The sequence below is a fragment of the Erythrobacter longus genome (assembly GCF_000715015.1).
GTDB classification, from domain to species: Bacteria; Pseudomonadota; Alphaproteobacteria; order Sphingomonadales; family Sphingomonadaceae; genus Erythrobacter; species Erythrobacter longus.
Genome location: NZ_JMIW01000004.1, coordinates 183633 through 205794, shown reverse-complemented (window position 1 = coordinate 205794; position 22162 = coordinate 183633). Strand labels below are relative to the sequence as shown.

17 protein-coding genes are annotated in these 22162 nt (G+C 57.0%); 5 read left to right on the top strand and 12 right to left on the bottom strand.

Annotation, left to right across the window (positions count from 1 at the left end):
• Positions 1 to 372: 372 nt before the first annotated feature.
• Entirely contained in the window at positions 373 to 2682 is a 2310-nt protein-coding gene (locus EH31_RS10965; protein ID WP_034960396.1) for a CDC48 family AAA ATPase, read from the top strand.
• A gap of 82 nt (positions 2683 to 2764) precedes the next feature.
• On the opposite strand, the gene polA is transcribed toward EH31_RS10965, so the two are convergent.
• The gene (gene polA, locus EH31_RS10960) at positions 2765 to 5629 is read right to left on the bottom strand and encodes a DNA polymerase I (protein WP_034960395.1); all 2865 of its coding nucleotides are present in this window, start codon (positions 5627 to 5629) and stop codon (positions 2765 to 2767) included.
• A 276-nt stretch (positions 5630 to 5905) separates the two neighbouring features.
• On the opposite strand from polA, the gene EH31_RS10955 reads away from it, so the two are divergent.
• Entirely contained in the window at positions 5906 to 6184 is a 279-nt protein-coding gene (locus EH31_RS10955) for a hypothetical protein (RefSeq protein WP_034960394.1), read from the top strand.
• Positions 6185 to 6289: 105 nt separating this feature from the next.
• On the opposite strand, the gene EH31_RS10950 is transcribed toward EH31_RS10955, so the two are convergent.
• Complete coding sequence (locus EH31_RS10950) at positions 6290 to 7339, bottom strand: serine hydrolase (RefSeq protein ID WP_034960393.1); 1050 nt, start codon at positions 7337 to 7339, stop codon at positions 6290 to 6292.
• Between the two features lie 283 nt (positions 7340 to 7622).
• Here EH31_RS10950 and EH31_RS10945 point away from each other — a divergent pair, with 283 nt between their 5' ends.
• The gene (locus EH31_RS10945; RefSeq protein WP_034960391.1) at positions 7623 to 9899 is read left to right on the top strand and encodes a DUF305 domain-containing protein; all 2277 of its coding nucleotides are present in this window, start codon (positions 7623 to 7625) and stop codon (positions 9897 to 9899) included.
• A gap of 79 nt (positions 9900 to 9978) precedes the next feature.
• Here EH31_RS10945 and EH31_RS10940 read toward each other — a convergent pair whose 3' ends face one another.
• The 4 genes from EH31_RS10940 to groES all read right to left on the bottom strand — a co-directional run bounded on the left by EH31_RS10940 (position 9979) and on the right by groES (position 15415).
• Complete coding sequence (locus tag EH31_RS10940; RefSeq protein ID WP_034960390.1) at positions 9979 to 11817, bottom strand: DUF885 domain-containing protein; 1839 nt, start codon at positions 11815 to 11817, stop codon at positions 9979 to 9981.
• A gap of 69 nt (positions 11818 to 11886) precedes the next feature.
• Positions 11887 to 12957 carry a BLUF domain-containing protein gene (locus EH31_RS16965; RefSeq protein ID WP_051699184.1) on the bottom strand — a complete coding sequence of 357 codons (1071 nt, stop codon included), beginning with the start codon at positions 12955 to 12957 and terminating at the stop codon, positions 11887 to 11889.
• Positions 12958 to 13404: 447 nt separating this feature from the next.
• Positions 13405 to 15057, bottom strand: a complete 1653-nt coding sequence (gene groL / locus EH31_RS10925) for a chaperonin GroEL (RefSeq protein ID WP_034960387.1) — start codon at positions 15055 to 15057, stop codon at positions 13405 to 13407.
• A 70-nt stretch (positions 15058 to 15127) separates the two neighbouring features.
• A complete protein-coding gene (gene groES, locus EH31_RS10920; RefSeq protein WP_034960384.1) occupies positions 15128 to 15415 on the bottom strand; it encodes a co-chaperone GroES in 288 nt (95 codons plus the stop codon).
• Between the two features lie 240 nt (positions 15416 to 15655).
• On the opposite strand from groES, the gene EH31_RS10915 reads away from it, so the two are divergent.
• Positions 15656 to 16498 (top strand): mechanosensitive ion channel family protein, encoded by an 843-nt coding sequence (locus EH31_RS10915; RefSeq protein ID WP_034960383.1) that lies wholly within the window; start codon positions 15656 to 15658, stop codon positions 16496 to 16498.
• Here EH31_RS10915 and EH31_RS10910 read toward each other — a convergent pair.
• Positions 16473 to 17861 carry an MATE family efflux transporter gene (locus tag EH31_RS10910; protein WP_034960381.1) on the bottom strand — a complete coding sequence of 463 codons (1389 nt, stop codon included), beginning with the start codon at positions 17859 to 17861 and terminating at the stop codon, positions 16473 to 16475. The two genes, EH31_RS10915 and EH31_RS10910, sit on opposite strands and share 26 nt — an antisense overlap.
• A 297-nt stretch (positions 17862 to 18158) precedes the next feature.
• On the opposite strand from EH31_RS10910, the gene EH31_RS10905 reads away from it, so the two are divergent.
• Positions 18159 to 19475: a hypothetical protein gene (locus EH31_RS10905; RefSeq protein WP_034960379.1), complete on the top strand. Its 1317-nt coding sequence runs from the start codon at positions 18159 to 18161 to the stop codon at positions 19473 to 19475.
• Between the two features lie 130 nt (positions 19476 to 19605).
• Here the strand turns inward: EH31_RS10905 and rplL are convergent, their stop codons facing one another.
• The 5 genes from rplL to EH31_RS18075 form a co-directional block, all read right to left on the bottom strand.
• On the bottom strand, positions 19606 to 19980 hold the full coding sequence (gene rplL / locus EH31_RS10900; RefSeq protein ID WP_034960378.1) for a 50S ribosomal protein L7/L12: 375 nt from the start codon (positions 19978 to 19980) through the stop codon (positions 19606 to 19608).
• Between the two features lie 71 nt (positions 19981 to 20051).
• Positions 20052 to 20567: a 50S ribosomal protein L10 gene (gene rplJ, locus EH31_RS10895; RefSeq protein ID WP_034960377.1), complete on the bottom strand. Its 516-nt coding sequence runs from the start codon at positions 20565 to 20567 to the stop codon at positions 20052 to 20054.
• Positions 20568 to 20868: 301 nt separating this feature from the next.
• Positions 20869 to 21096 (bottom strand): helix-turn-helix domain-containing protein, encoded by a 228-nt coding sequence (locus EH31_RS10890; protein WP_034960375.1) that lies wholly within the window; start codon positions 21094 to 21096, stop codon positions 20869 to 20871.
• Entirely contained in the window at positions 21096 to 21635 is a 540-nt protein-coding gene (locus EH31_RS10885) for a DUF2975 domain-containing protein (protein WP_034960373.1), read from the bottom strand. Before EH31_RS10885 ends, EH31_RS10890 begins: the two co-directional genes overlap by 1 nt.
• 23 nt (positions 21636 to 21658) lie before the next feature.
• A complete protein-coding gene (locus EH31_RS18075) occupies positions 21659 to 21790 on the bottom strand; it encodes a hypothetical protein (RefSeq protein WP_277813515.1) in 132 nt (43 codons plus the stop codon).
• Positions 21791 to 22162: the final 372 nt, after the last annotated feature.

The following is a 22162-nucleotide window of genomic DNA, read 5'->3' as shown; positions in this document are numbered from 1 at the left end:
CTAAGGTTTGCACAGAATCACATGAAACACGAAAGTTCCCGCTCAATACGTGCATTTTTTGCACGTAAGAATGCGGCTTTCGCACTTGCACAATAATGGCCCGCGGGGCAAAACCCACCCGTGCCTTTCAGGCATCCTCTCCCAAACTTTCAAGCCCGGCCTTTGTGCCGGGCTTTTTTTGTGCCCTTTCCATTTTTGTGCCCTTTCCATGTTGCCCCAATGGACCGGCGCCGAATGCATGACCGCGCAAGGATTTGCTTCAAGGTGCGCGCAAAGTGTCGTTTGCAATCCCAACCACTGCATCCTAGCTACTTGTGATCACCTTATTGGACCAAAGAGCAGGTCCTTCTTTTCAGCCAAAGGACATCGCCCATGGCAGACGCCGATACAGCCGACACCTCCACCCGCACGCTTCGGCTTCAGGTGGCCCCGGCACGGCAGGAAGAATCGGGGCAAGGCGTTGCGAGAATGCCCCGCACAGCCTTTCAAAAGCTCGGTATCACCGAAGGCGATGTGGTCGAAGTTGTTGGCAAGCGTTCAACAGCCGCAATTGCACTGCCGGCCTATCAGGAGGACGAGACACTCGATGTCATTCGTCTGGACGGACTTCAGCGGGGGAACGCAGAGGCTGGATCAGGTGAGCACGTCGATATCCGCGTCGCGCAATCGCGCGCTGCCACCCGCGTGGTCTTTGCCCCTGCACAGCGCGACATGCGGTTGCAAGGTCCCACACAGGCATTGAAACGCAACTTCTTCAAAAAGCCTCTGGTCGCAGGGGATCTGGTGGCGACAACCGGCCAACAGCCAGTTCAAAACATGCCATCAGACGTACGCCAATTGCTGCGCGCGCCTGCCTATGCGCTTACGCAAATTCGTCTTTCGGTGCATTCCACCAGCCCCAAGGGCATCGTCCATATCGACGAAAATACCGAAGTAGAGCTGCGCACTGAATTTGAAGAGCCGCGCGATGCGCGTGCTGCGGTCAATTATGATGATGTCGGGGGGATGGAAGACACCATTCAGGCCCTTCGCGAAATGGTTGAGCTGCCGCTTCGTTATCCAGAATTGTTCACCCGGCTGGGCGTCGATCCGCCCAAAGGGGTGCTTCTGCATGGTCCTCCCGGAACCGGTAAAACGCGCCTTGCGCAAGCGGTTGCCAGTGAAAGTGATGCTGAATTTTTCACTATCAACGGCCCCGAAATCATGGGTTCGGGCTATGGCGAAAGCGAAAAGCGCCTGCGCGAAGTGTTTGAAGAGGCGGCAAGGGCGGCCCCGGCAATCGTCTTTATCGACGAAATCGATTCGATTGCGCCAAAGCGTACTCAAGTGCCGGGCGAGGCAGAAAAGCGTCTGGTTGCGCAAATGCTGACGCTTATGGATGGGCTCGAAGCGCGCGCCAATCTTGTGGTGATTGCGGCGACCAACAGGCCCGATGCCATTGATGAGGCGCTTCGCCGTCCGGGCCGGTTCGACCGTGAGATAGTTGTCGGGGTTCCAGATCAGACCGGCAGGCGCGAAATTCTGGCGATCCACACGCGGGGAATGCCGCTTGAAGAGGGCGTGGACCTGAATGAGCTTGCCCGGATGACCCACGGCTTTGTGGGCGCCGATATTGCCGCGCTCACCCGCGAGGCGGCAATTGATGCTGTACGCCGGATCATGCCCAAGCTGGATCTGGACGCCCGCGAAATCCCGCCCGAAGTGCTCGAAGAATTGTGCGTCACCCGCAACGATTTTCAAAGCGCGCTTAAACGCGTCCAACCCTCGGCGATGCGCGAAGTCATGGTTCAAATGCCCAATGTTGGCTGGGACGATATTGGCGGGGTTACCGATGCAGTCGACAAGCTTAAAGAGGGCATCGAACTGCCTTTGAAGAACGCGGAAGGTTTCCGCCGTCTGGGGATTCGCCCGGCGAAGGGTTTCCTCCTCTATGGGCCTCCAGGCACTGGCAAAACCTTGCTTGCCAAGGCGGTGGCTAAGGAGGCAGAGGCGAACTTCATCTCCCTCAAAAGCTCTGACCTGCTCAGCAAATGGTACGGGGAAAGTGAGCAGCAGATTGCCAAGCTGTTCGCCCGCGCAAGGGCTGTTGCCCCTTGCGTGGTCTTCATCGACGAGATCGACAGCCTCGTTCCAGCGCGCGGCAGCGGGCAGGGCGAACCCCAGGTTACCGGCCGCGTGGTGAACACCATTCTTGCTGAGATGGATGGTCTTGAAGAGCTTCAATCCGTCATCGTGATCGGTGCAACAAACCGCCCGACCTTGATGGACCCTGCATTGCTTCGACCGGGCCGTTTTGACGAGCTTGTCTATGTCGGCACCCCCGATCTGGAGGGTCGCCGCCATATTCTTGGCATTCACACTGAGAATATGCCTTTGTCGACCAATGTCGATTTGGACGAGGTCGCAACAAAAACCGACCGGTTCACCGGAGCTGATCTCGAAGATGTCGTGCGCCGCGCTGGCCTTAGCGCATTGCGGCGTATGGGCGGTGATGTGTCAGCGGTTGAAATGCAGGACTTCGACGACGCGCTTGAAGACAGCCGGGCGACGGTCACACCCCGGATGGAAGCGGAATATCGCGCCATGCGAGGTGAGCTTAAAAAACGCGCGGTGGAGGCCAACCCCATCGGGTTCTTTGCGCCAGAGCATCTCGAGGCGACACGAGCCGAAAAGCACGAATAGGCCAAAGGGGTTTGCGCCCCGCCTTATCGTGCCCGCCTTATCGTGCCCCGCCTTATCGTGCCCCGCCTTATCGTGCTGTGCCTTAGTGTGCCGCGTCCCAGCTTGCGCCCGTGCCGATGTCGATCGCCAGCGGCACGTCGAGTGTCACCGATGGCAACGCTGCTTCTGCCATGACGCGTTCGATGATGGGAGAGGCGGCGGCGACGTCCCTTTCGGGCAGCTCGAACACCAATTCATCGTGCACCTGTAACAACATGCGCACATCCTTGAGCCCTGCATCACGCAGAGCCGGAAGCATCCGGGCCATGGCGCGTTTGATGATATCGGCGCTTGTCCCTTGGATCGGTGCGTTGATCGCGGCGCGCTCTGAGCCCTGCCGCTCGGCCTGATTCTTCGATTTGATGCGCGGGAACCAGGTCTTGCGGCCAAACAGCGTTTCAGAATAGCCGCGTTCGCCAACGCTTGTGAGCGTCTCGGAGATATAACGCTGGATGCCGGGGAAGCGCTGGAAATAGGTGTCGATCATTGCCTGTGCTTCGTCTGGCTCGACTTCCAACCGGCCGGCCAAGCCCCAACGCGAAATGCCGTAAAGAATGGCGAAGTTGATCGTCTTGGCGCGGGCGCGGGTGTCGCGTGTGACTTCTCCAAACATCTCGGTTGCGGTGCGCGAGTGGATGTCCTCGCCGTTCGCAAAAGCCTCTTTGAGCGTGCCGACATCCGCCATATGCGCGGCCAGCCGGAGCTCGATTTGGCTATAGTCAGCCGCCAGCAAAACATTGCCATCCTCTGGCACAAAAGCCTCTCGGATTTGCCGGCCAATGGGGGTGCGGATGGGGATGTTTTGCAAGTTTGGATCGGTTGAAGACAATCGCCCCGTTTGGGCGCCTACAAGGCTGTAGCTGGTATGCACACGGCCCGTATACGGGTTGATCTGGGCTTGCAGAGCATCGGTGTAGGTCGATTTCAATTTCGACAAATGCCGCCATTCCAGCACCTTTTTGGTGATCGCGGCCGCTTCTGGGTCGCTGCTGAGTTTCTCAAGCGTCGCGTGATCGGTGGAGTACGCGCCGCTCTTGCCTTTGCGCCCGCCTTTGAAACCCATTTTCTCGAACAGAATCTCGCCCAGCTGTTTGGGGGAGCCGACGGAAAACTCTTCGCCCGCGACCTCGTGAATTTCTTTTTCAAGCCGCGCCGTTTCGCCCGCAAATTCTTCGGAAAGTTTGGCAAGCCGGGCGCGGTCTACCTTGATGCCTTCACGCTCCATTGCGGCAACCACCGGGATAAGCGGGCGGTCAACGCGTTCATAGATACTGGTGCCGCCTTCTTCGGAAAGGCGCGGTTTCAGCATCCGGTAAAGCCGCAAGGTGACGTCTGCATCCTCGGCGGCGTATTCGGTCGCACGGCCCAAAGGCACTTCGCCAAAGGGGATCGCTTTCTTGCCCGTCCCGCAGATTTCCTTGAATGACAAGGGCGTGTGGCCAAGGTGACGCTCGGACAATTCGTCCATGCCGTGGCCCCCAATACCTTTGGCACTCATACCTTCTCCGCGCCCGGCATCAAGATCAAAGCTCATCACCATCGTGTCTTCGATCGGCGACACGCTAATCCCGGAACGCTCCAACACGTTGAGATCGTATTTGCCGTTCTGGAAGACTTTGAGAACGGCGTCGTCTTCAAGCATGGGCTTAAGTGCAGCGATTGCATCGGCCATCGCCACCTGATCAGGTTTTTCAGCCAGCAAATCGGTGCCCCCGTGGGCAAGCGGGATGTAGCACGCATCATTGGGGCCAAGTGCCAAACTCACCCCGACAAGGTCCGCCTGCATGGCATCGAGGGAAGAGGTTTCGGTATCCACAGCGACCAGCCGGGCCGCTGTTGCCCGCCTGGTCCATTCTTGCAGGCGCTCCAGGGTTTGGACCGTCTCATAGGCGCTGCGATCCACTTGTGGCATTTCGGAAAGCGGCTGACGATTGCCTTCGACGGAGCCCTTGTCGCCGTTTTTGTCGGCCTTGGCAGGATTGAGGTTATTTGCGCGTTCAGGCGAGCCCGTCCCAGCGCCAAGCCGCTTAAGAAGCGAGGTAAAGCCGTGGGTCTGCAAGAACTCGACGAGTGGGCCCTCGGGGATTTTGCCCAGAGCCATGTCTTCGATCGCCACGGGAAGATCGCAGTCTTCCTTGAGCGTCACCAGAACGCGCGACAATTCGGCAGCCTCGCGCCCTTCAAGCAGGCGCTCTTTGAGCTTGGACTTCTTCATATCGGGCGCAGAATCGAGCGCTGCGGTAAGCGAACCGTGTTCGGCAATAAGCTTGGTCGCGGTCTTGGGGCCGACGCCGTAAATGCCTGGAATATTGTCCACGCTGTCCCCCATAAGAGCCAGCACATCGCCGACCAGATCGGGCGTGACACCAAACTTTTCGTGCACCTCATCGAGATAAATGCGCTGCGACTTCATCGTGTCAAGCATGTCGATGCGCCCTGACCCATTGGCACCATTTTCTTCGCCCACAAGCTGCATCAAGTCTTTGTCCGACGATACAATTGTCACGTCCCAACCTTTTCGTTGCGCTTCGCGGGCGTAAGAGGCGATGAGGTCATCGGCCTCCAATCCCTGCTCCTCAATGCAAGGCAGGCTAAAGGCGCGGGTTGCATCGCGAATCAGCGGGAACTGCGGGCGCAAATCTTCTGGCGGTGGGGGACGGTTGGCTTTGTATTCGGGATAAATGTCGTTGCGGAAACTCTTCGAATCTTTGTCGAGGATCACCGCCAAATGCGTCGGCCCATCGGCTGCATCAAGGTCATCCGCCAGCTTCCACAGCATCGTCGTATAGCCATAAACCGCGCCAACGGGCGTGCCTTGCGGGTTGGTAAGCGGTGGCAACCGGTGATAGGCGCGGAATATATAGGCTGAGCCATCAACGAGGTAGAGGTGTTGCTTCTTATCGGACATGGCCACCTGCTAGCACTGCAAGAGCACTGGTGTAAGCCGCCTTTGAGCCAGCAAGCCCCCTTGCCCACCAAAAGTGGGAGGCGCCGCGAGCATCGCCTAGGCGGGCAGCCCAAATGTGGCGAGAATAGGGCAAAAAAAGGGCATGTTGCCACATTTTACTTGTGCGGCCACATTTCTGCCACTATTTAGAAGCTCAAGTCAGGCCGTTCTGCCCGACTTTGGCGCGTTCCCCCAGGTGGGGGTGCGTGTTCTAAACGCTGAACAAGGAATTTTATTATGCGTAAGATCATTCTTGCCGCTGTTGTTGCAACTTCTGCTCTTGGCCTTGCTGCTTGCGGCGAAACCGCAGACGCAGTGACCGAAACCGGTGATGCAATGGCTGCTGACGCTGCTTCAATCGCTGACGATGCAACTGCAACTGCCGAAGAAGGCGCTGCTGTTGCTGGTGAAGCTGCTGACGCGACTGCAGAAGCTGCTGAAGGCGCTGCTGATGCGACTGTGGAAGCTGCTGAAGGCGCTGCTGCTAAGGCAGAAGCTATGGTGGACGGCGAGTAATTCGCTTTTCGCTAGCTTAACGCTAGAAACAGAAAAGGCGGCGTCCAATCCGGGCGCCGCCTTTTTCTTTGCCCAGATTAAACGGGGCCACAACCAGACGGGGTTCTAACCTCCGCCCATCCGCGGCGCATTGACCCAATTGCGGTCCTGACGCGCGCGAACGCTGAACCCGTCGTAGAGTGCGCGGGCAATAGACGCGATCCGTGCTTCGCGGGCTCCGCGTGAACCCTGACCCGTCACATAAATCGCAACGGCAATAGCGCGCCCATCGGGGCTCTCGATAATTCCGATATCGCTGGAGGTATTATTGAGCGAGCCAGTCTTATGGCTGACCCGCGCTTCGCCTGGCATATCTGCAACGATGCGGCGTTTGCCTGTGACAGTGCGGCTCATCGCGCCCAGAAGGACCCGGCGGCTTTCATCCGACAAATATTCGCCGCGATAAAGACCCGCGAGTAAGCGTACCATGGCCTTGGGCGAGGCCGCATCGCGCGGATCAATCCAGTTTGCAGGATCATATTCCCCATCATCACGCACCAAAGTCGCAATGTCGCGGTCGAGCGAAAAATCGCTAATCCCCTGACGGCGCATCCAGTCATTGACCGCTTGCGGGCCACCAACCGCTGCCAAGAGGGCATCGGTCGCAGGGTTGCTGGACCGGGTGATCATGATTTCAATCAGATCAATCGCTGCCATGGAATTGCCCTTGCGCACGGGCGCAGCCGCTGACGAAAATTTCGCCGAACGAACAGGGATAAGGAGCGGAAATTCAGTGGTCAGCGAATATTGGCCCTGTTCCACCATTTCGAGATACTTGGCAGCGACCGCGATTTTGCTGGTCGAGGCCATAGGGAACAATTGATTGCCCAGAACCGTGATCTGTTCGCCTGTGGCCAAATCCCATGCGGCAACGCCGATCCGGCCATCGCTTCCATCGGCAAGCTCAGCAATGCGTTGTTCGAAGGATGATGCATAGATCGCCTCGAAGGTTGAGGGCTCGCGTGCCTGCGTCCCGAATGCGTTGTCAAAGCTGGATTGCAGCTCGTTACCTTGAGCCGAAACGGGCGCGATTGCGGGTGCCAAAGTCGCAGCGAGGAAAGCTGATGCGACAAGCCCTGCGCGGGCTACGGAAGAAATAAGGTTTCTGAATGCCATAAGGCGAAGATACTCCGGGCTATGTTAGCAGCGGCTTAAGCGTGCACTCTATGATCCTACGATTCGCCGCGACAAGCACTCATTTTATCGCATGCGGCGAAATGTGCCGGGCGCGGGACCGATTCCTGGCCAAAGTGCCAAGGTCTGCATTAATAATAATGCAAGGAACCCTTCGATTGTTCCCTTGTTGCGTTTGTATGGATCGTTTGCGGTGCGACCTTGACTGGCGCAGGCAATCGGGCAGGTATGCTGTCAAACCACGCATCATAAGGACAATACAACCATGCAACGTAACCTCGTTTTGGGCTCTCGCGGCCTGCTTACGGGCCTTCTTCTTACCGGTTCGAGCCTTGCGATGGCGCAGACTGCTCCCATTCTTTTGCCAGGTGCACCCGGTCAGGCGAGCAAAACGCTAACCGCAAGCGAAGCAAGCGAGATTGCAAAATCCAGCTACACCGATGCAGACGTTGCTTTCATGCAAGGCATGATTGCGCACCACCAACAGGCGGTTGAAATGTCCGCTCTGGTCGAAGCGCGCACCAATAATGAAGACGTCGTCACTATCGCTGGCCGCATTTTGTCGAGCCAGGCCGACGAGATTGAATTCATGAATGAATGGCTGACCGCGCGCGGTCAGAAAACCGTGATGGTCGGCATGGATCACTCTACCATGGACCATTCAGGGATGGACCACTCCAACCACATGATGGGCCATGCGATGGATCACTCGCAAATGGCGGGCATGGCAAGCGCAGAGGACATGGCCAAGCTCGCAACGCTTGAGGGTACGGAATTCGACCGCTTGTTCCTCACGCTTATGATTGCCCACCACGAAGGCGCGATCAAAATGGTTGACGATCTGCTCGACCAACCGGGCAGCGCGTCTGACCCTGTGCTTTTCCAGTTCATCAGCGATATCGAGAGCGACCAGCAGTCCGAAATCGATCAAATGGATGTGATGCTGGCTGGTCTTTCATCCGATCCGCGCGTCAATCTGGCCGTTGGTTTCGACGATGCGGGCGAGGCAATCATGAACCTTCGCAAGGTGGTGTCGCTGCCAAAACCTGCTGGCTTCTTTAATCCGGAAAACCCGGCTGACCTTCGCCCCCCTCTCCCAACGGATGAGGAAGAGGCAGAAGATGCTGCAGCTGAAGAGGCGGAAACGCCAGAGGAAGACGGCGAAAGCCTGACACAATTTGCAGAGCGTTCGCCGCTGCTCGATTTTGCCAACACGGACATGGCGTTCTTCGACGACATTATGGTTGCCGGTAACTATCACGGCTTTAATATCTATAAGCTTGGCGATGACGGGGTTCCCAACCTCATGTCATCAGTCGTCTGCCCGGGCGGCCAAGGCGACGTTTCGGTTTACGAAAACCTTCTCATTATGAGCGTCGAGCAAACCCGTGGCCGCGTGGATTGCGGGCTTCAGGGTGTTGAGGGTGACGTGTCGGAAGAGCGTTTCCGCGGCCTTCGCATTTTCGACATCTCGGACCTTACCGCTGTGCGCCAGGTCGGACAGGTGCAAACCTGCCGCGGCAGCCACACGCACTCCATCGTGAGCGCTGATGACGAAAAGCTTGTCGTCTACAACTCGGGCACGTCGCGCGTGCGCAAGCAGGAAGAGCTCTCGCGCTGCATCGACAATGAAGCGGACAGCCGCACCGCATTGTTCAGCATCGACGTGATCGAAATCCCGCTCGCCAATCCGGCAGCGGCTCGCATCACCAGTAGCCCACGCGTTTTTGCTGACAACGAAACCGGTGAAATTGCTGGTCTTTGGAAAGGCGGTACCTCTGAAGAGGGCGCTCAAGACACCCGCCAAACCAATCAGTGCCACGACATCACCGTGTTCCCTGCGCTCAAAATCGCAGCGGGCGCGTGTTCGGGCAACGGGATCATTATGGATATCTCCGATCCCTATAACCCCGTTCGCACCGACAGCGTGTTCGACAAAGGCTTTGCCTATTGGCACTCCGCCACTTTCAACAATGACGGTACCAAAGTGATCTTCACCGACGAATGGGGCGGGGGCGGTCGTCCGCGTTGTAAGGCATCGGACCCGATGACCTGGGGCGCCAATGCGATTTACGACATCGTTGACGGCAAGCTGGAATTCCGTAGCCACTACAAGATGCCCGGACCACAAAGCGATACGGAAAACTGCGTCGCTCACAATGGTTCGATCATTCCGGTGCCCGGCCGCGATCTTTTCGTGCAAAGCTGGTATCAGGGCGGCATCAGCGTGATGGACTTCACCGACAGCGCTAATCCGCAAGAGATCGCATTCTTCGACCGCGGCCCGATCAGCGAAGAGCAATTGGTCGTTGGCGGTTTCTGGTCCAGCTATTGGTACAACGGCCGCATCTACGGCACCGAGATCACTCGCGGTGTCGATGTGTTCGCGCTTGAGCCATCAGAGCACCTGACCGCCGAGGAGATTGCAGCAGCAGAAGCCGCCTCTTACGCCAACACCCGTTTCAACCCGCAGACCCAGACGCAGGTCACATGGGATGAGGACGTGATCGAGGCAGCAGCGGCAAGCCGCAAGGGCGGCTAAGGCCTCATCAATCCAGACGCAAAAAGGGCGCGAGGTGGTCAACCACCTCGCGCCCTTTTCTATTTGATCTGCTAGCAGCTTACGCTTCTTTGACGCTCGCGATCCATTGGTCGATCCGTTTTTCAAGGATCGACAGCGGCACCGAGCCCCCGCCAAGCACGGTGTCGTGGAAGCCGCGAATGTCGAAGTCTTCGCCCAGCTCTTTTTCCGCTTTCGCACGCAGTTCCTGAATGCGGATCATGCCGATCTTGTATGATGTCGCCTGGCCCGGAAGCACGTAATAGCGCTGCACTTCGCTGCGCACGGCGGCCTCGGGGTTGGGCGAGTTCGCAAGTGCATATTGCACCGCTTCTTCCTCGCTCCAGCCCTTGGCGTGGATGCCGGTGTCAACCACCAGACGGATTGCGCGCCAAATTTCGCTGCCAAGGCGGCCAAAGTCGGAATAAGGGTCCTGGTAACCGCCCATCTCCTTTGCCAGCAGTTCGGTATACAGCGCCCAGCCTTCTCCATAGGCAGAGATAAATCCGCCCTGGGACTGGAATTTGGGCACGCCTTCCAATTCCTGTGCGATGGACAATTGCATGTGGTGGCCCGGATTGCCTTCGTGATAGGCGATCGCTTCCAGTTCAGGGATTGGCATCGCGGTCATGTCGGACAGGTGGGCGTAGTAAATCCCGGGGCGTGAACCATCGGGTGTGCCGTTCTGATAATGCTGCGCTGCGCCATCCTGTTCACGGAAAGCCTCGACCCGGCGCACCTCAAGCGGCGCCTTTGGCAAGGTGCCGAAAAACTCGGGCAGGCGCGCGGTTAGCGCATCAATGTGAGCCTTGGCCTGCGCAATATAGGCCTGCGCCCCGGCTTCATTGTCGGGGTAATAGAATTGCGGGTCGGTTCGCGTAAATTCGAAGAATTCCTGCAAGCTGCCCTCAAACCCGACCTGGCTCATAATGGCGCGCATCTCGGTTTGGATACGGGCGACTTCATCCAGGCCGATTTGGTGGATTTCATCAGCGGTAAGGTCGGTGGTGGTCATCTCTTTCAATGATGCCGCATAGAATGCCTCACCGTTCGGCAGGGCGGTCACCCCTTGCGTTTCCTCGCTTGTGTTCGGGCGATCTTCTTCGAACCAGGCAATCGTGCGTGCATAGGCAGGCGCGAATTCTTCGATGAGCGCTGTGCGCGCTTTTTCGCGGAGCTCTTCGGCGCGTTCATCGGTAATCGCGCCGCTCCCAACAAGGCTCGCAAGGTGGCGCTCGACGCCTGCCCACATGGCGGAAGGCTCACCCTCCTCGAAAGGCGCGCCGGAGGTGAGGTTGTTCGCCTCAAGGATTACCGCATCATAAGCAAAGCGTGGAGCGCGGGTGCCTGCCTCGGCGTTTGCCTGCGTACGGGCTAGGAGTTGGTCCATAGCTGTCCCGATCGCGCCAATACGCGTGATAAACGCCTGCATCTCGCTTTCATCTTCGACAGTGTGCTGCGTCAGCAGGAAGGTCGGAAGGCTGCTTTGCGCAGAGCCCATTTGGTGGAGGATGTAGGCTTGCTCGCGAAACTCGTAAGCGCGCTCCGCCTGCTCAAGCCGGTACTTCCACATATCGTAGGACAGCTTGGCCGCCTCTGACAGATCGTCATAGTCAAAGCTTGCTTCCATTTGCGCCGTTGCGCCGCGCATCCATTCAAGTTGGGCAAGCTGTGCGTCTTCGCTGAAATCGTCGATCTTGTCGTAATCGGTTTTCCGGCCCAATCCCGTTTGCGTGATCGGCGAGAAGGCGAGCTGTTCTTCGAACTTTTCGTCAAACCAGGCGTTCAGGCATTCCGTTTGAGCCTGCGTGCCGCATTCCACAGTTTCCACTGGTGTCAGCGCATCGCACCCGGCAAGCGCGACAGAAGCAAGCAGCAGAGCTGCGAATTTCGTTTTCATTGGGAGTTCCCTCATTTTCGTTTCGCCTGCTCATGGCGCAGAGCGACAAAGAATGAAAGGGTCCTCGGCCTACTTACCTGAGCGGACTTCCCTCGCATGAGCGACAAGCTCTGCAACGCGCAGATGCGTGCCAGCCATCGTTTGGCGAGAGTGATCCGCGCCCACATGTTCAGCGGTGGCAGCAGCTTCTGCAAAGAGCCTGCCGCCCACTGAAATGACCAGATTGTGATCTGGCAAAACGAGGCGGCTTTGCTTCACGGTTTCGCGCAGTGCCGCGATGCGGCCCAGACGGGAAAGAGAATCCGACAAGCTTACATCGAGCGCATCAGGGCGTTGATGTTCAAGTTGGTTGGCAAGCGCTTGATCGCTTCCCGGGAATGACATTTCAACCGACCAACCTGCATCGGTAAACTGATCGGCAAGCAGGCTTTGACCCAGCATATGCGTCTCACCCGGAGCCGACGCGAGGACGATTGAATATGTCTTGGTCCGCAGCGTCTCTGCGTCTTGCGTATAACGAACCGCATGGCCGGCCATCTGCAAAATGCCAAGGCCCAAGGTGAGGTCAAATTCGCTGCACTCGTCATTGAGCCAAGCGTCCCCCAACGCGCGGGCAGATGGCTCTATCAGTTGTCTCACGATTTCATCGCCGTGCCAGCCTGATTCCGCAAGCCGTGCGAAGAGGTCGCCAAGACCCACTTCATTTGCCTCGAACGCATCTCTTACCACGCTCTGAATATGTTGGCTGAGCGGATGTTTGCGCCGTAGTCTGTCCCAAAAGCTACGGGGCGTCTCACCGCGTTTGCGGTAAAGCAGGAGGTCCCAGTCAGAAAACAGCCGGGCTTCGACAAAATGCTCCGTCAGCAATTCTATATCTTCATGGCGCTCATCCTGCTGGATCGATTGCCACACTTTGCCAAGCCCATCAGGCGGGCCTTCCAGCGTTTGGAGATACCGCCCATCTTCATAAAGGAGCATACCGGTTACGCCGGCGCTTTGATTGCGCTGGCGTGCTTTGGCCACCAGGTCATTTAGCTCAGCCTCGGACGGCGGCGCGGCCGCTTTGCTTTGGTAAGTCAGGCAGCCAATCAGATTGGTTGCGCCAGAATTTGATCCCGTCTCATCATCACGCGCGTACATCGCTCCCTGCTCCCTTCACGGGCCGGCGCTGGTGGACACTGGAAAGCATTCGGAAGGCCGCAAAAGCGGGCCTGATCATCCGTCAACGTTCCGCGCCTATTCCCATCCGCAGATCCCAATTTTGCGGCAGGCTAAAAGCCTCCTTCAGGTGGCGGACACCCAAAGATCAAACCAGCTGAATACAAAAGCTGTGTTTGACCCTGAACAGGGTGCCGACACATTCAAGCCCGTGAGCTACGCGAGTCCCGAGGCCGAGAATGCATGTATTTTTCATTATACACTGCCATGCGTCAAGCCCATTTAACACAAATGTCCGCTAAGTGTCTCAAAAGGCGGCATTGATAACTTGGTGCACCATAAGCAAAAAGCCCCGCCGGATTTCTCCGACGGGGCTTTTCCTGAAAGCTTGGGAAAAGCGTTTGGCCCTTTGACGGGCTCAGGACATGCTTAGAAGCCCATGCCGCCGCCCATGCCGCCCATGCCGCCCATATCGGGCATTGCAGGACCTGAACCCTTATCTTCCGGAGCGTCGGTGATCGCCGCTTCGGTGGTGATGAGAAGGCCAGCAACAGATGCTGCATCTTGAAGGGCGGTACGAACAACCTTGGTTGGGTCGATTACGCCAGCTTCAACGAGGTTCTCATAGGTGTCGGTCGCAGCGTTGAAACCTTGGGTTTCGTCGCCTTCACGAAGGAGGTTGCCAGAAACAACCGCGCCATCGTGACCGGCGTTTTGAGCAATCTGGCGAACCGGCGCCATGATCGCGCGGCGAACGATGTCAATGCCTCGGGTCTGGTCGTCATTGTCGCCTTTGAGGCCTTCGAGAGCCTTGGTTGCGTAAAGAAGCGCAGTACCGCCGCCAGGGACGATGCCTTCTTCAACCGCAGCGCGAGTCGCGTGAAGCGCGTCATCAACGCGGTCCTTGCGCTCTTTCACTTCGACTTCCGAAGCGCCGCCAACCTTGATCACAGCAACGCCGCCAGCGAGTTTCGCCAGACGCTCTTGCAGCTTCTCACGGTCGTAGTCCGACGTCGTGGCTTCCATTTGAGCCTTGATCTCACCCACGCGGGCTTTGATGTCGTCTTGAGAGCCTGCGCCGTCGACAATGGTGGTGTTGTCCTTGTCGATGGTGACGCGCTTGGCTTCGCCGAGCATGCCCAGCGTCACGTTCTCAAGCTTGATGCCGAGGTCTTCGCTGATCATTTCACCCTTGGTGAGGATCGCGATGTCCTGCAGCATGGCCTTGCGACGATCGCCAAAGCCTGGAGCTTTCACCGCTGCCACTTTGAGGCCGCCGCGCAGCTTGTTCACGACGAGGGTCGCAAGCGCTTCGCCTTCGATGTCTTCAGCAATGATAAGAAGCGGACGGCCCGACTGCATCGCGGCTTCGAGAACCGGGAGCATGGCTTGCAGGCTGGAGAGCTTCTTCTCGTGGATCAGGATGTAGGGGTTGTCGAGTTCAACCAGCATCTTGTCCGGGTTGGTAATGAAGTAAGGCGAGAGGTAGCCGCGATCGAACTGCATCCCTTCAACAACATCGAGTTCAAATTCGAGGCCTTTGGCTTCTTCGACGGTGATGACGCCTTCTTTGCCGACCTTTTCCATGGCTTCAGCGATTTTTTCGCCGACTTCTTTGTCGCCATTGGCCGAGATGATGCCAACCTGAGCGATTTCAGAAGAACCAGCGACTTCTTTTGAACGGCTCTGAAGGTTTGCAACGACTGCTGCGGTTGCGGTGTCGATACCGCGCTTCAGATCCATCGGGTTCATGCCAGCAGCTACAGCGGTCATGCCTTCGCGGGCAATCGCCTGGCCAAGCACGGTTGCGGTGGTGGTGCCGTCGCCTGCTAGATCGTTCGTTCTTGAAGCGACCTCTTTGAGCATTTGTGCGCCCATGTTTTCGAACTTGTCTTTCAGTTCGATTTCCTTGGCGACGGTTACGCCGTCCTTGGTGATGCGAGGGGCGCCAAAGCTTTTGTCGATGACGACGTTACGGCCCTTTGGACCGAGCGTGACTTTAACAGCGTTAGCAAGCGTATCTACGCCGCGAAGAATGCCTTCGCGTGCTTCGCGGCCGAACTTTACGTCCTTAGCAGCCATGATTGTTTCTCCTGAGAAAATTCGTTGAATTGAGTAAGCGGATTAGAGCTTCAAACTAAGGTCGATGGCCTCAGCTGATGATGCCCATGATGTCGCTTTCCTTCATAATGAGGAGGTCTTCACCGTCGACTTTGACTTCGGTGCCGCCCCATTTGCCGAACAGAACGCGGTCGCCGGCTTTCACGTCGAGAGCAACGCGGTTGCCTGCATCGTCGCGTGTGCCTTCACCAACGGCGACGATTTCGCCTTCGGATGGCTTTTCTTGAGCGCTGTCTGGGATAATAATGCCGCCTGCGGTCTTTGTGTCTGCTTCGATGCGACGGACCAGAACGCGGTCGTGAAGTGGACGAAATGCCATTTTGATGACCTTTCTTGGACTAGGGTTGATAATAGACTTTGGCACTCTCGACTAAGAGTGCCAGCGGGGCTCAAATGGTTGTGGGCGAGGTGAGAGTCAACAGGTGGTTGCCAAAAAAAATTCAGGTATTTTTCGGAACCGGGGCTGCGCTTGAATTGTATCGGTGCATGGGCCAATGAGTTCTTGATTCTGCGCACGTCACCCCAAAAGCGCGCCTCCGCTTCATAACAGAGACCCCCCATGCGATTTAACCCCGAGATCACAACACTCACCTATGCTGAGCAGGGCCTTATTTGGCTGCGCATGAATATCATGGACATAGCCGGGGGCATCGCGCTGTTGGTGGTCGGCTTGTTTATCGGCAGCCTTGTGTCACGCTGGGTTCTGAAAGGTTTGACGCGCTCATCCAGCATGGACATCTCCATCGCGCGTATTATCGCCAAAGCGGCGAAGTACGCAATCTGGGCGGTGGTGCTGCTGACTGTGCTCTCACAATTCGGGGTGCAAACGACGAGCATCATTGCAGCGCTCGGCGGCCTGGCGCTTGCTATCGGCCTCGCGCTTCAAGGTACACTTTCCAATGTCGCCTCGGGCGTGATGATTATGACCCAGCGCCCCTTTCGTGTGGGCGAAGTAATCAATGTCGGTACGATCACTGCCACAGTGCAGGAAATTGGCCTTTTCACCACCGAGCTTAAACAGCCCGATGGCCTGTTCGTGATGATGCCCAATAACGAGCTTTGGAATCAGCCCATCATCAACTTCAGCCGTCACCCGACACGCAGGTTCGAGCTGATTGTCGGGATTGGTTATAACGACAACATGAAGGACGCGCGCGACACCTTGTTGCAATTGGCGGCCGGTGATGAGCGGGTGTTGAGCGATCCTGAGCCTATCACTTTTGTCGCTTCGCTTGACGAAAGCTCGGTCGGGATCGGACTTCGCGTGTGGTGCGATACGGCGGATTATCTTGGGCTTTCCTGGGACCTCACCGAAGCGGCCAAGGCGAAATTTGACGAGAAGGGCATTTCCATCCCGTTCCCTCAACGTGTGGTGACTACGATGGGCGCTGCGGCTGCTTGACCAGCCCCAAACTCTCCCGCGCCATCCAGCGCCAGGTGAGCAGGACGGCGGCAAAGGCAAGGCCGGTCGCAAGACCGATCCACACGCCCGTTCCCTGTAGCGGGGTGAAGAACCCGAGGCCTATTGAAAGGCCGATACCGGGCACCCAGTAGCTGAAAATCGCGATCCACATGGGCGCGCGCGTGTCTTGCAGCCCGCGCAGAGCTCCGGCGGAGACTGCCTGAATGCCATCGACCAATTGGAAGGCGGCAGCAAGCACGAGATATTGGAGCGCGAACCCGACGAGCGCTGCGTTCTTGGCCGCATAGGGATCAACGTAGATCGAGAGCAGTGTGTAAGGCGCGATCACCATGGCGCTGGCCGTGCAAGCCATAAAGGCGGTCGAGATTGCGAGCGCAACCCACCCGGCGCGTTTGATGCCAATGGGATCGCGCGCGCCATAATAATAACCGACACGAATAGTCACAGCCTGGCCAATGCCAAACGGCACTTGGAAAGCAAGGGCGGCCAATTGCAAGGCGACCGTATGCCCGGCAAGCTCGCTTGCGCCAAACCGGCCCATCAGGAATGCCGCCGCACCAAAGATGCCGGCCTCCGCTGTCACGGTCAGGCCAATGGGAACGCCGATCCGAACAATCTGCCAGAAGCGGTCCCAGTCCGGCGACCAGAGCCTGCCAAAGATGTGATAGCGGTGTAGCTTCGGGTCGAGCCTGATCGCCACAACATATGCGCCAAGGATAACAAAGGCGGTGATGATGGTCGCCACTGCCGCGCCTTTGAGCCCCAACTCAGGCGCGCCAAAATTCCCGAAAATGAGCGCGTAATTGGCAAAGGCATTCACGAAAATGCCCACTCCGGTGATCGCGGTGGCAAAAAGCGGGCGCCCAAGGGCTGAGACAAAATTCCGCAGCACGCCGGCAAGCAGCATCGGGATGAGTGAGAATATAATGATGTAATTGTATTCGCGTGCCAATGCGATGATCTGCGGTTGTTGACCGGTCCAACGCATGATGGGTTCGAGCAAAAGGCAAAGCCCCATGCCCAAAACGCCGGTGATCACCGCGAGCCACAAGGCCATGCGCACCGACCGTCTGACAGGCCTCACTGTGGGACCACCTGCGCCGATGGCCTCTGCGATAAGAGGGGCAACCGCGCCGGTAAGGGCGGTCATCGCCCACAAGACCAACCCAAACAGCGAAACCGCCAAGGCAGAGGCTGCCAAAGGCTCATCACCAAGCCGTGCAATGAAGATCACATCGACTGCATAGGTGAGCATTTGCAAGAGATTGGCAGCCGCAAGCGGAGCTGCGAGCGATAGGGTCGCCCGAAACTCTTGACCCCATGAAGGGGTGATCTTGCCCATTGGGTTTTGTGTTGTCTCTTGCATCTTGCCGGTACTGCTCGCGCAGATGCGAGCCGGCCCGAATACGTGTCCTGATGGCTTAGGGCAAGCATGGAAGGGGCATATTTATTGGAGCGCGAAAACCATGCCGCATTGATCCAATATCGGGGCCCGTTACTAAAGCGTGACGAGGTATGGTTAGACAAACCTCTTTATCTCAAATGTAAAAACCGCCATAATGGATGTAATTAAGCGAAGGGGGCTGCTCAATTGAGCAGGGATAACGGCATAGCTGACATAGCTGTTAAAGGGGCTGGCATGCAGGTCGCGCAAAGCGATTGGCTACCCCATGCCCGCTTTATGCCTGACCCTTTGACCGCACCAGAGAAGGCGGCAATCGCAGCCAGCCTGTATGGTCCTCCGGCTAACAAGTCGCTTAACAAAATCCGGCTCGCATTTGGCTCAGCAGCCGTGGCGGTCGCGGTCGCTGTGCCTAACCTTTCACTCGACGCGATGGTCGGCGCGATCGGAGAATCCTCTTTTGGAATTGGGACGGTCACGCCTGAAGCCGAAGGGGGCACCGACAAATTTGCGCCTGATCGATTTGCACCAGATCGATTTGCACCGGGCGGGACGGCGCGACCGGCCAAGGCTTTTGCGCCTCGTCGCCCGATAACTGCCCTGCTTTATGCCGAACCTCTTGATGAGCAAGATACCTCTCTGACATTCGGCAGTTCCCCGCAGCTCAGCAATTTTGACCGCGAATTGCCGGTGGCTGTCCTTAGCTCCGGATCGCAAGAATTCGACCTTGCCTTCGCAAGCGTTGCAATGCCTTCGACCCTTACCGCACTTGTGCCGCCGGGTCGGCCGGATGGACCCTCGCCGGTTACGCGGGCTCGAAGCTCTGCCATTGCGACCCGCACTGTCGCGATAGAGCAGATCACGGGTCTGAACGCTGTGGTTCGTGCAACTCCTGAAAATGTAGGGCCTGAAAATGTAGGGCCTAAAAATGTAGGGCCTGAAAATGTAGGGAGGTCGGGTCAATCTCTTGCCCTTAATTCATCATCTGCGCGCACCGATGCGATTGCCTCTCGTTCGGTTGAGGCCGCTTTTGCGGGGGCAATTGATGCCTCCGCCGCGGTGCGAGGATCGCTCCCGGTCGCGCCTGAACGCAGCCCTACGTCGCTGCCAGTAGGCGTCGATGAAGTACGCCGCGCCATCCCTGTAGGGGCGCCGCCTGTTGAGGTAAGCGGGGCAGCAGCCGCGCAGGCCATGCTGGTCCCCAAGACCAGGCTTGATGCGCGGGTAAACGGCGTTCTTACCGGCAGCGTCGATTTCCAACAGCGCGACGGCACGATTGCAATCCGCCTTCGCTCGGTTGCCAATATGATGCGCGAACAATTCAGCAAGACGGAATTTGCAAGCATTACGCAAGGGGCGGCAATCGATAGCTTCGTGACCTTGGCGCAGCTGCAAGCCGCTGGCATTCCAGTGAGTTATAACCCTGCTTATGACGAGGTGGAGTTCGGGATCGATTACCAGGACGCGCCCGATGCGAAAAAGGTGCAGGTCGATCAGATTTCGGTCCCGACCTTGGGCTCTGAACTGACAGCGATCGAGCAAATCCCGCGTTAACTCTTGCTTTTTTGATCCGCACGATCAGTTGCTTTCAACTTGCATCCAGACACAAAAAGGGCGGCGCCATTGCTGACACCGCCCCCTGATTGCGAGCGCTTCAAGACACTCACAAAACTTTGTCCAAGATTTACTTGAGTTCGACGGTACCGCCGGCTGCTTCGATCTTGCCTTTGATTTCTTCGGCTTCTGCCTTGTTGACGCCTTCTTTAAGCGGCTTCGGTGCGCTCTCGACAAGACCCTTGGCTTCGGTGAGGCCCAGGCCGGTGATGGCGCGGACTTCTTTGATGACCTGGATTTTCTTGCCACCGTCGCCGGTGAGAATGACGTCGAATTCGTCTTTTTCTTCAGCAGCAGCTTCGCCGCCGCCAGCAGCAGGTGCAGCAACTGCAACAGCAGCAGCAGCAGAAACGCCCCACTCTTCTTCGAGTGCGGTTGCAAGTTCAGCCGCTTCAAGGACGGTCAGTTTCGAAAGTTCTTCAACAAGCTTGGCGATATCGGCCATGATGTTAACTCCAATAATGTGCGGGGCTTTTCAAAACGCCCCATGATGTTTCGTTATTTGCGAGATACGTCTTAAGCGGCGTCTTTGGCGGCATATGCGCCAATGACACGGGCCAGCTTGTTGGCTGGTGCCGTTGCAACCTGGGCGATCTTCGTCGCAGGTGCGTTGACAAGGCCAACAATCGTGCCACGCAGCTCGTCGAGGCTTGGCATCGAGGCAAGCGCCTTGATCCCGGCTTCGTCGAGCACCTGACTGCCCATCGAGCCACCGACGATTTCCAGCTTGTCGTTCGACTTTGCGAACTCAACAGCAGCCTTGGCTGCCGCCACAGGGTCTTGCGACCATGCAAGCGCGGTTGGACCGGTGAGGTATTCCTCAAGGCCAACGTAATCGGTGTCTTTCAGGGCGAGCTTTGCAAGACGGTTCTTCGCAACCTTATAAGTTGCACCAACTTCGCGCATCTTGCCCCGAAGATCGGTGGACTGGTCCACCGTCAGGCCGAGGTTGCGGGTGACAACCACCACGCCGACCTCTTTGAAGACTTGCGAGAGCTGCGCAACCGCATCGGCTTTTTGCGAACGATCCATGCATTTGCTCCTTCACTATGGCCGCGAGGGCTTAAGGCCCGCGCGACCGGCTCAAATCAATCCATGCCGTTCATCGACACAGATCAAGTCCATCAATGGGGAAGGAGGGTGAGCCCTAAGGCTCGCTTGCAGCTAAGCTGCGAAATCTCTTTTCCCCGTCTAGGCTGGAAATTAAGAGAGGCAAATTCCTCTCACCAACTGTCTCGGACGGATGACCTCCGGTAAAGAGGTCGAGGCGCGCCATTACTATGCGCACCCCGAGAGTCAAGCAATTTGCGTAAAGCGATTGGGCGATTGATGCCTACTTGTCCTGGTACTCCAAAAGGTCGCCGGGTTGGCAATTCAGTTCCCGGCATATTGCGGCGAGCGTCGTAAAACGGATGGCTTTGGCCTTGCCGGTTTTCAGGATCGAGAGATTGGCAAGGGTGAGGCCCACCCGCTCGGCCAGTTCGGTCAGCGTCATGCGCCGGTCGTGTAGTATGTCATCTAGCTTGACCATGATTACGGCTCCTTCGTCATCGGCTGGCATTAGACCGTGCCTTCCAGATCTTCACGCATCGCAGCGCCGTGTTTGAACACACGGGCAAGGATGAAGAGAATGATAACCATGAGGATACCTTCCACGTCTGGCCCCATTTCAATGGTCATTGACATATCCTCCCGCGCATTAATCCAAGGGGCCAGGAACGTGCCAAGCAAAGTCGCTGGCATGACGAGGAACTGCATCACTAAGAGTAGCCAAGCCATGGTATTGAGGCGACTGGCATTCTCCAGATCAAAGGGATTGCCTTCGCCGACGGTATCGATAATCTCTTTGAGCTTCCGGAAGAATAGGAAGCCGGACCCGAGAAAAATGGCGATCAGGAGAAAAAATATTGGCAATCCGATGATTGGCTCGGCGTTACCAAGACTCGACTCATAACCCGTTGAAGTGATCCAACCTGGATCGAATATTGCGAGCAGCGCCAATCCAGCGATCACAGCGGCACCGATTACACACGCGAACTGCATGATGATCGTGAGCAATTTGCCTGCCAGAAGCAAGATGTCATTGGGTTTGTCGTTCATAACCGAGTTCCTTTCATCCCAACTCATGCAAGCTCTGCCATCGCGATTGCACCGCTCGCATGAGCAGGCGGAACGGTTACGATTGTCCCAATGGAGGTGAAGGCAAGGATCGCGGCTGCGATTGCGGCAAATGTGTTTGTAAGCTGCGGTTTCATATCGTTCTCCATTAAAGTGCATATTGAAAATCAATAAGGAACATCTGACTGATTCGAAGTTTATTGTAAATCAATAATATTGAAAAACGATAATATCGCTGGGTGTGGGGCTGCGATTGCCCCCTTTACAAATCCAACATTGTGCCTAAATACGCCCTCACACACCGCTTTCGAGCCGGACTGATTCATGCGCGACGAATTGGGCCAAGAATAGAAATCGGTGCTTTGCCATATTCGCGAGTGATCAAGCTGCATCCATTTTGGACCCGGTGAAGGGTTCATGTTGGGGTGCGGCTTATTTGCGTCTCATATGGCATGACAGTCTCGCGTGACGACTGAACCCAATTTGCGCCTCGGTATTTTCCGGTGGCG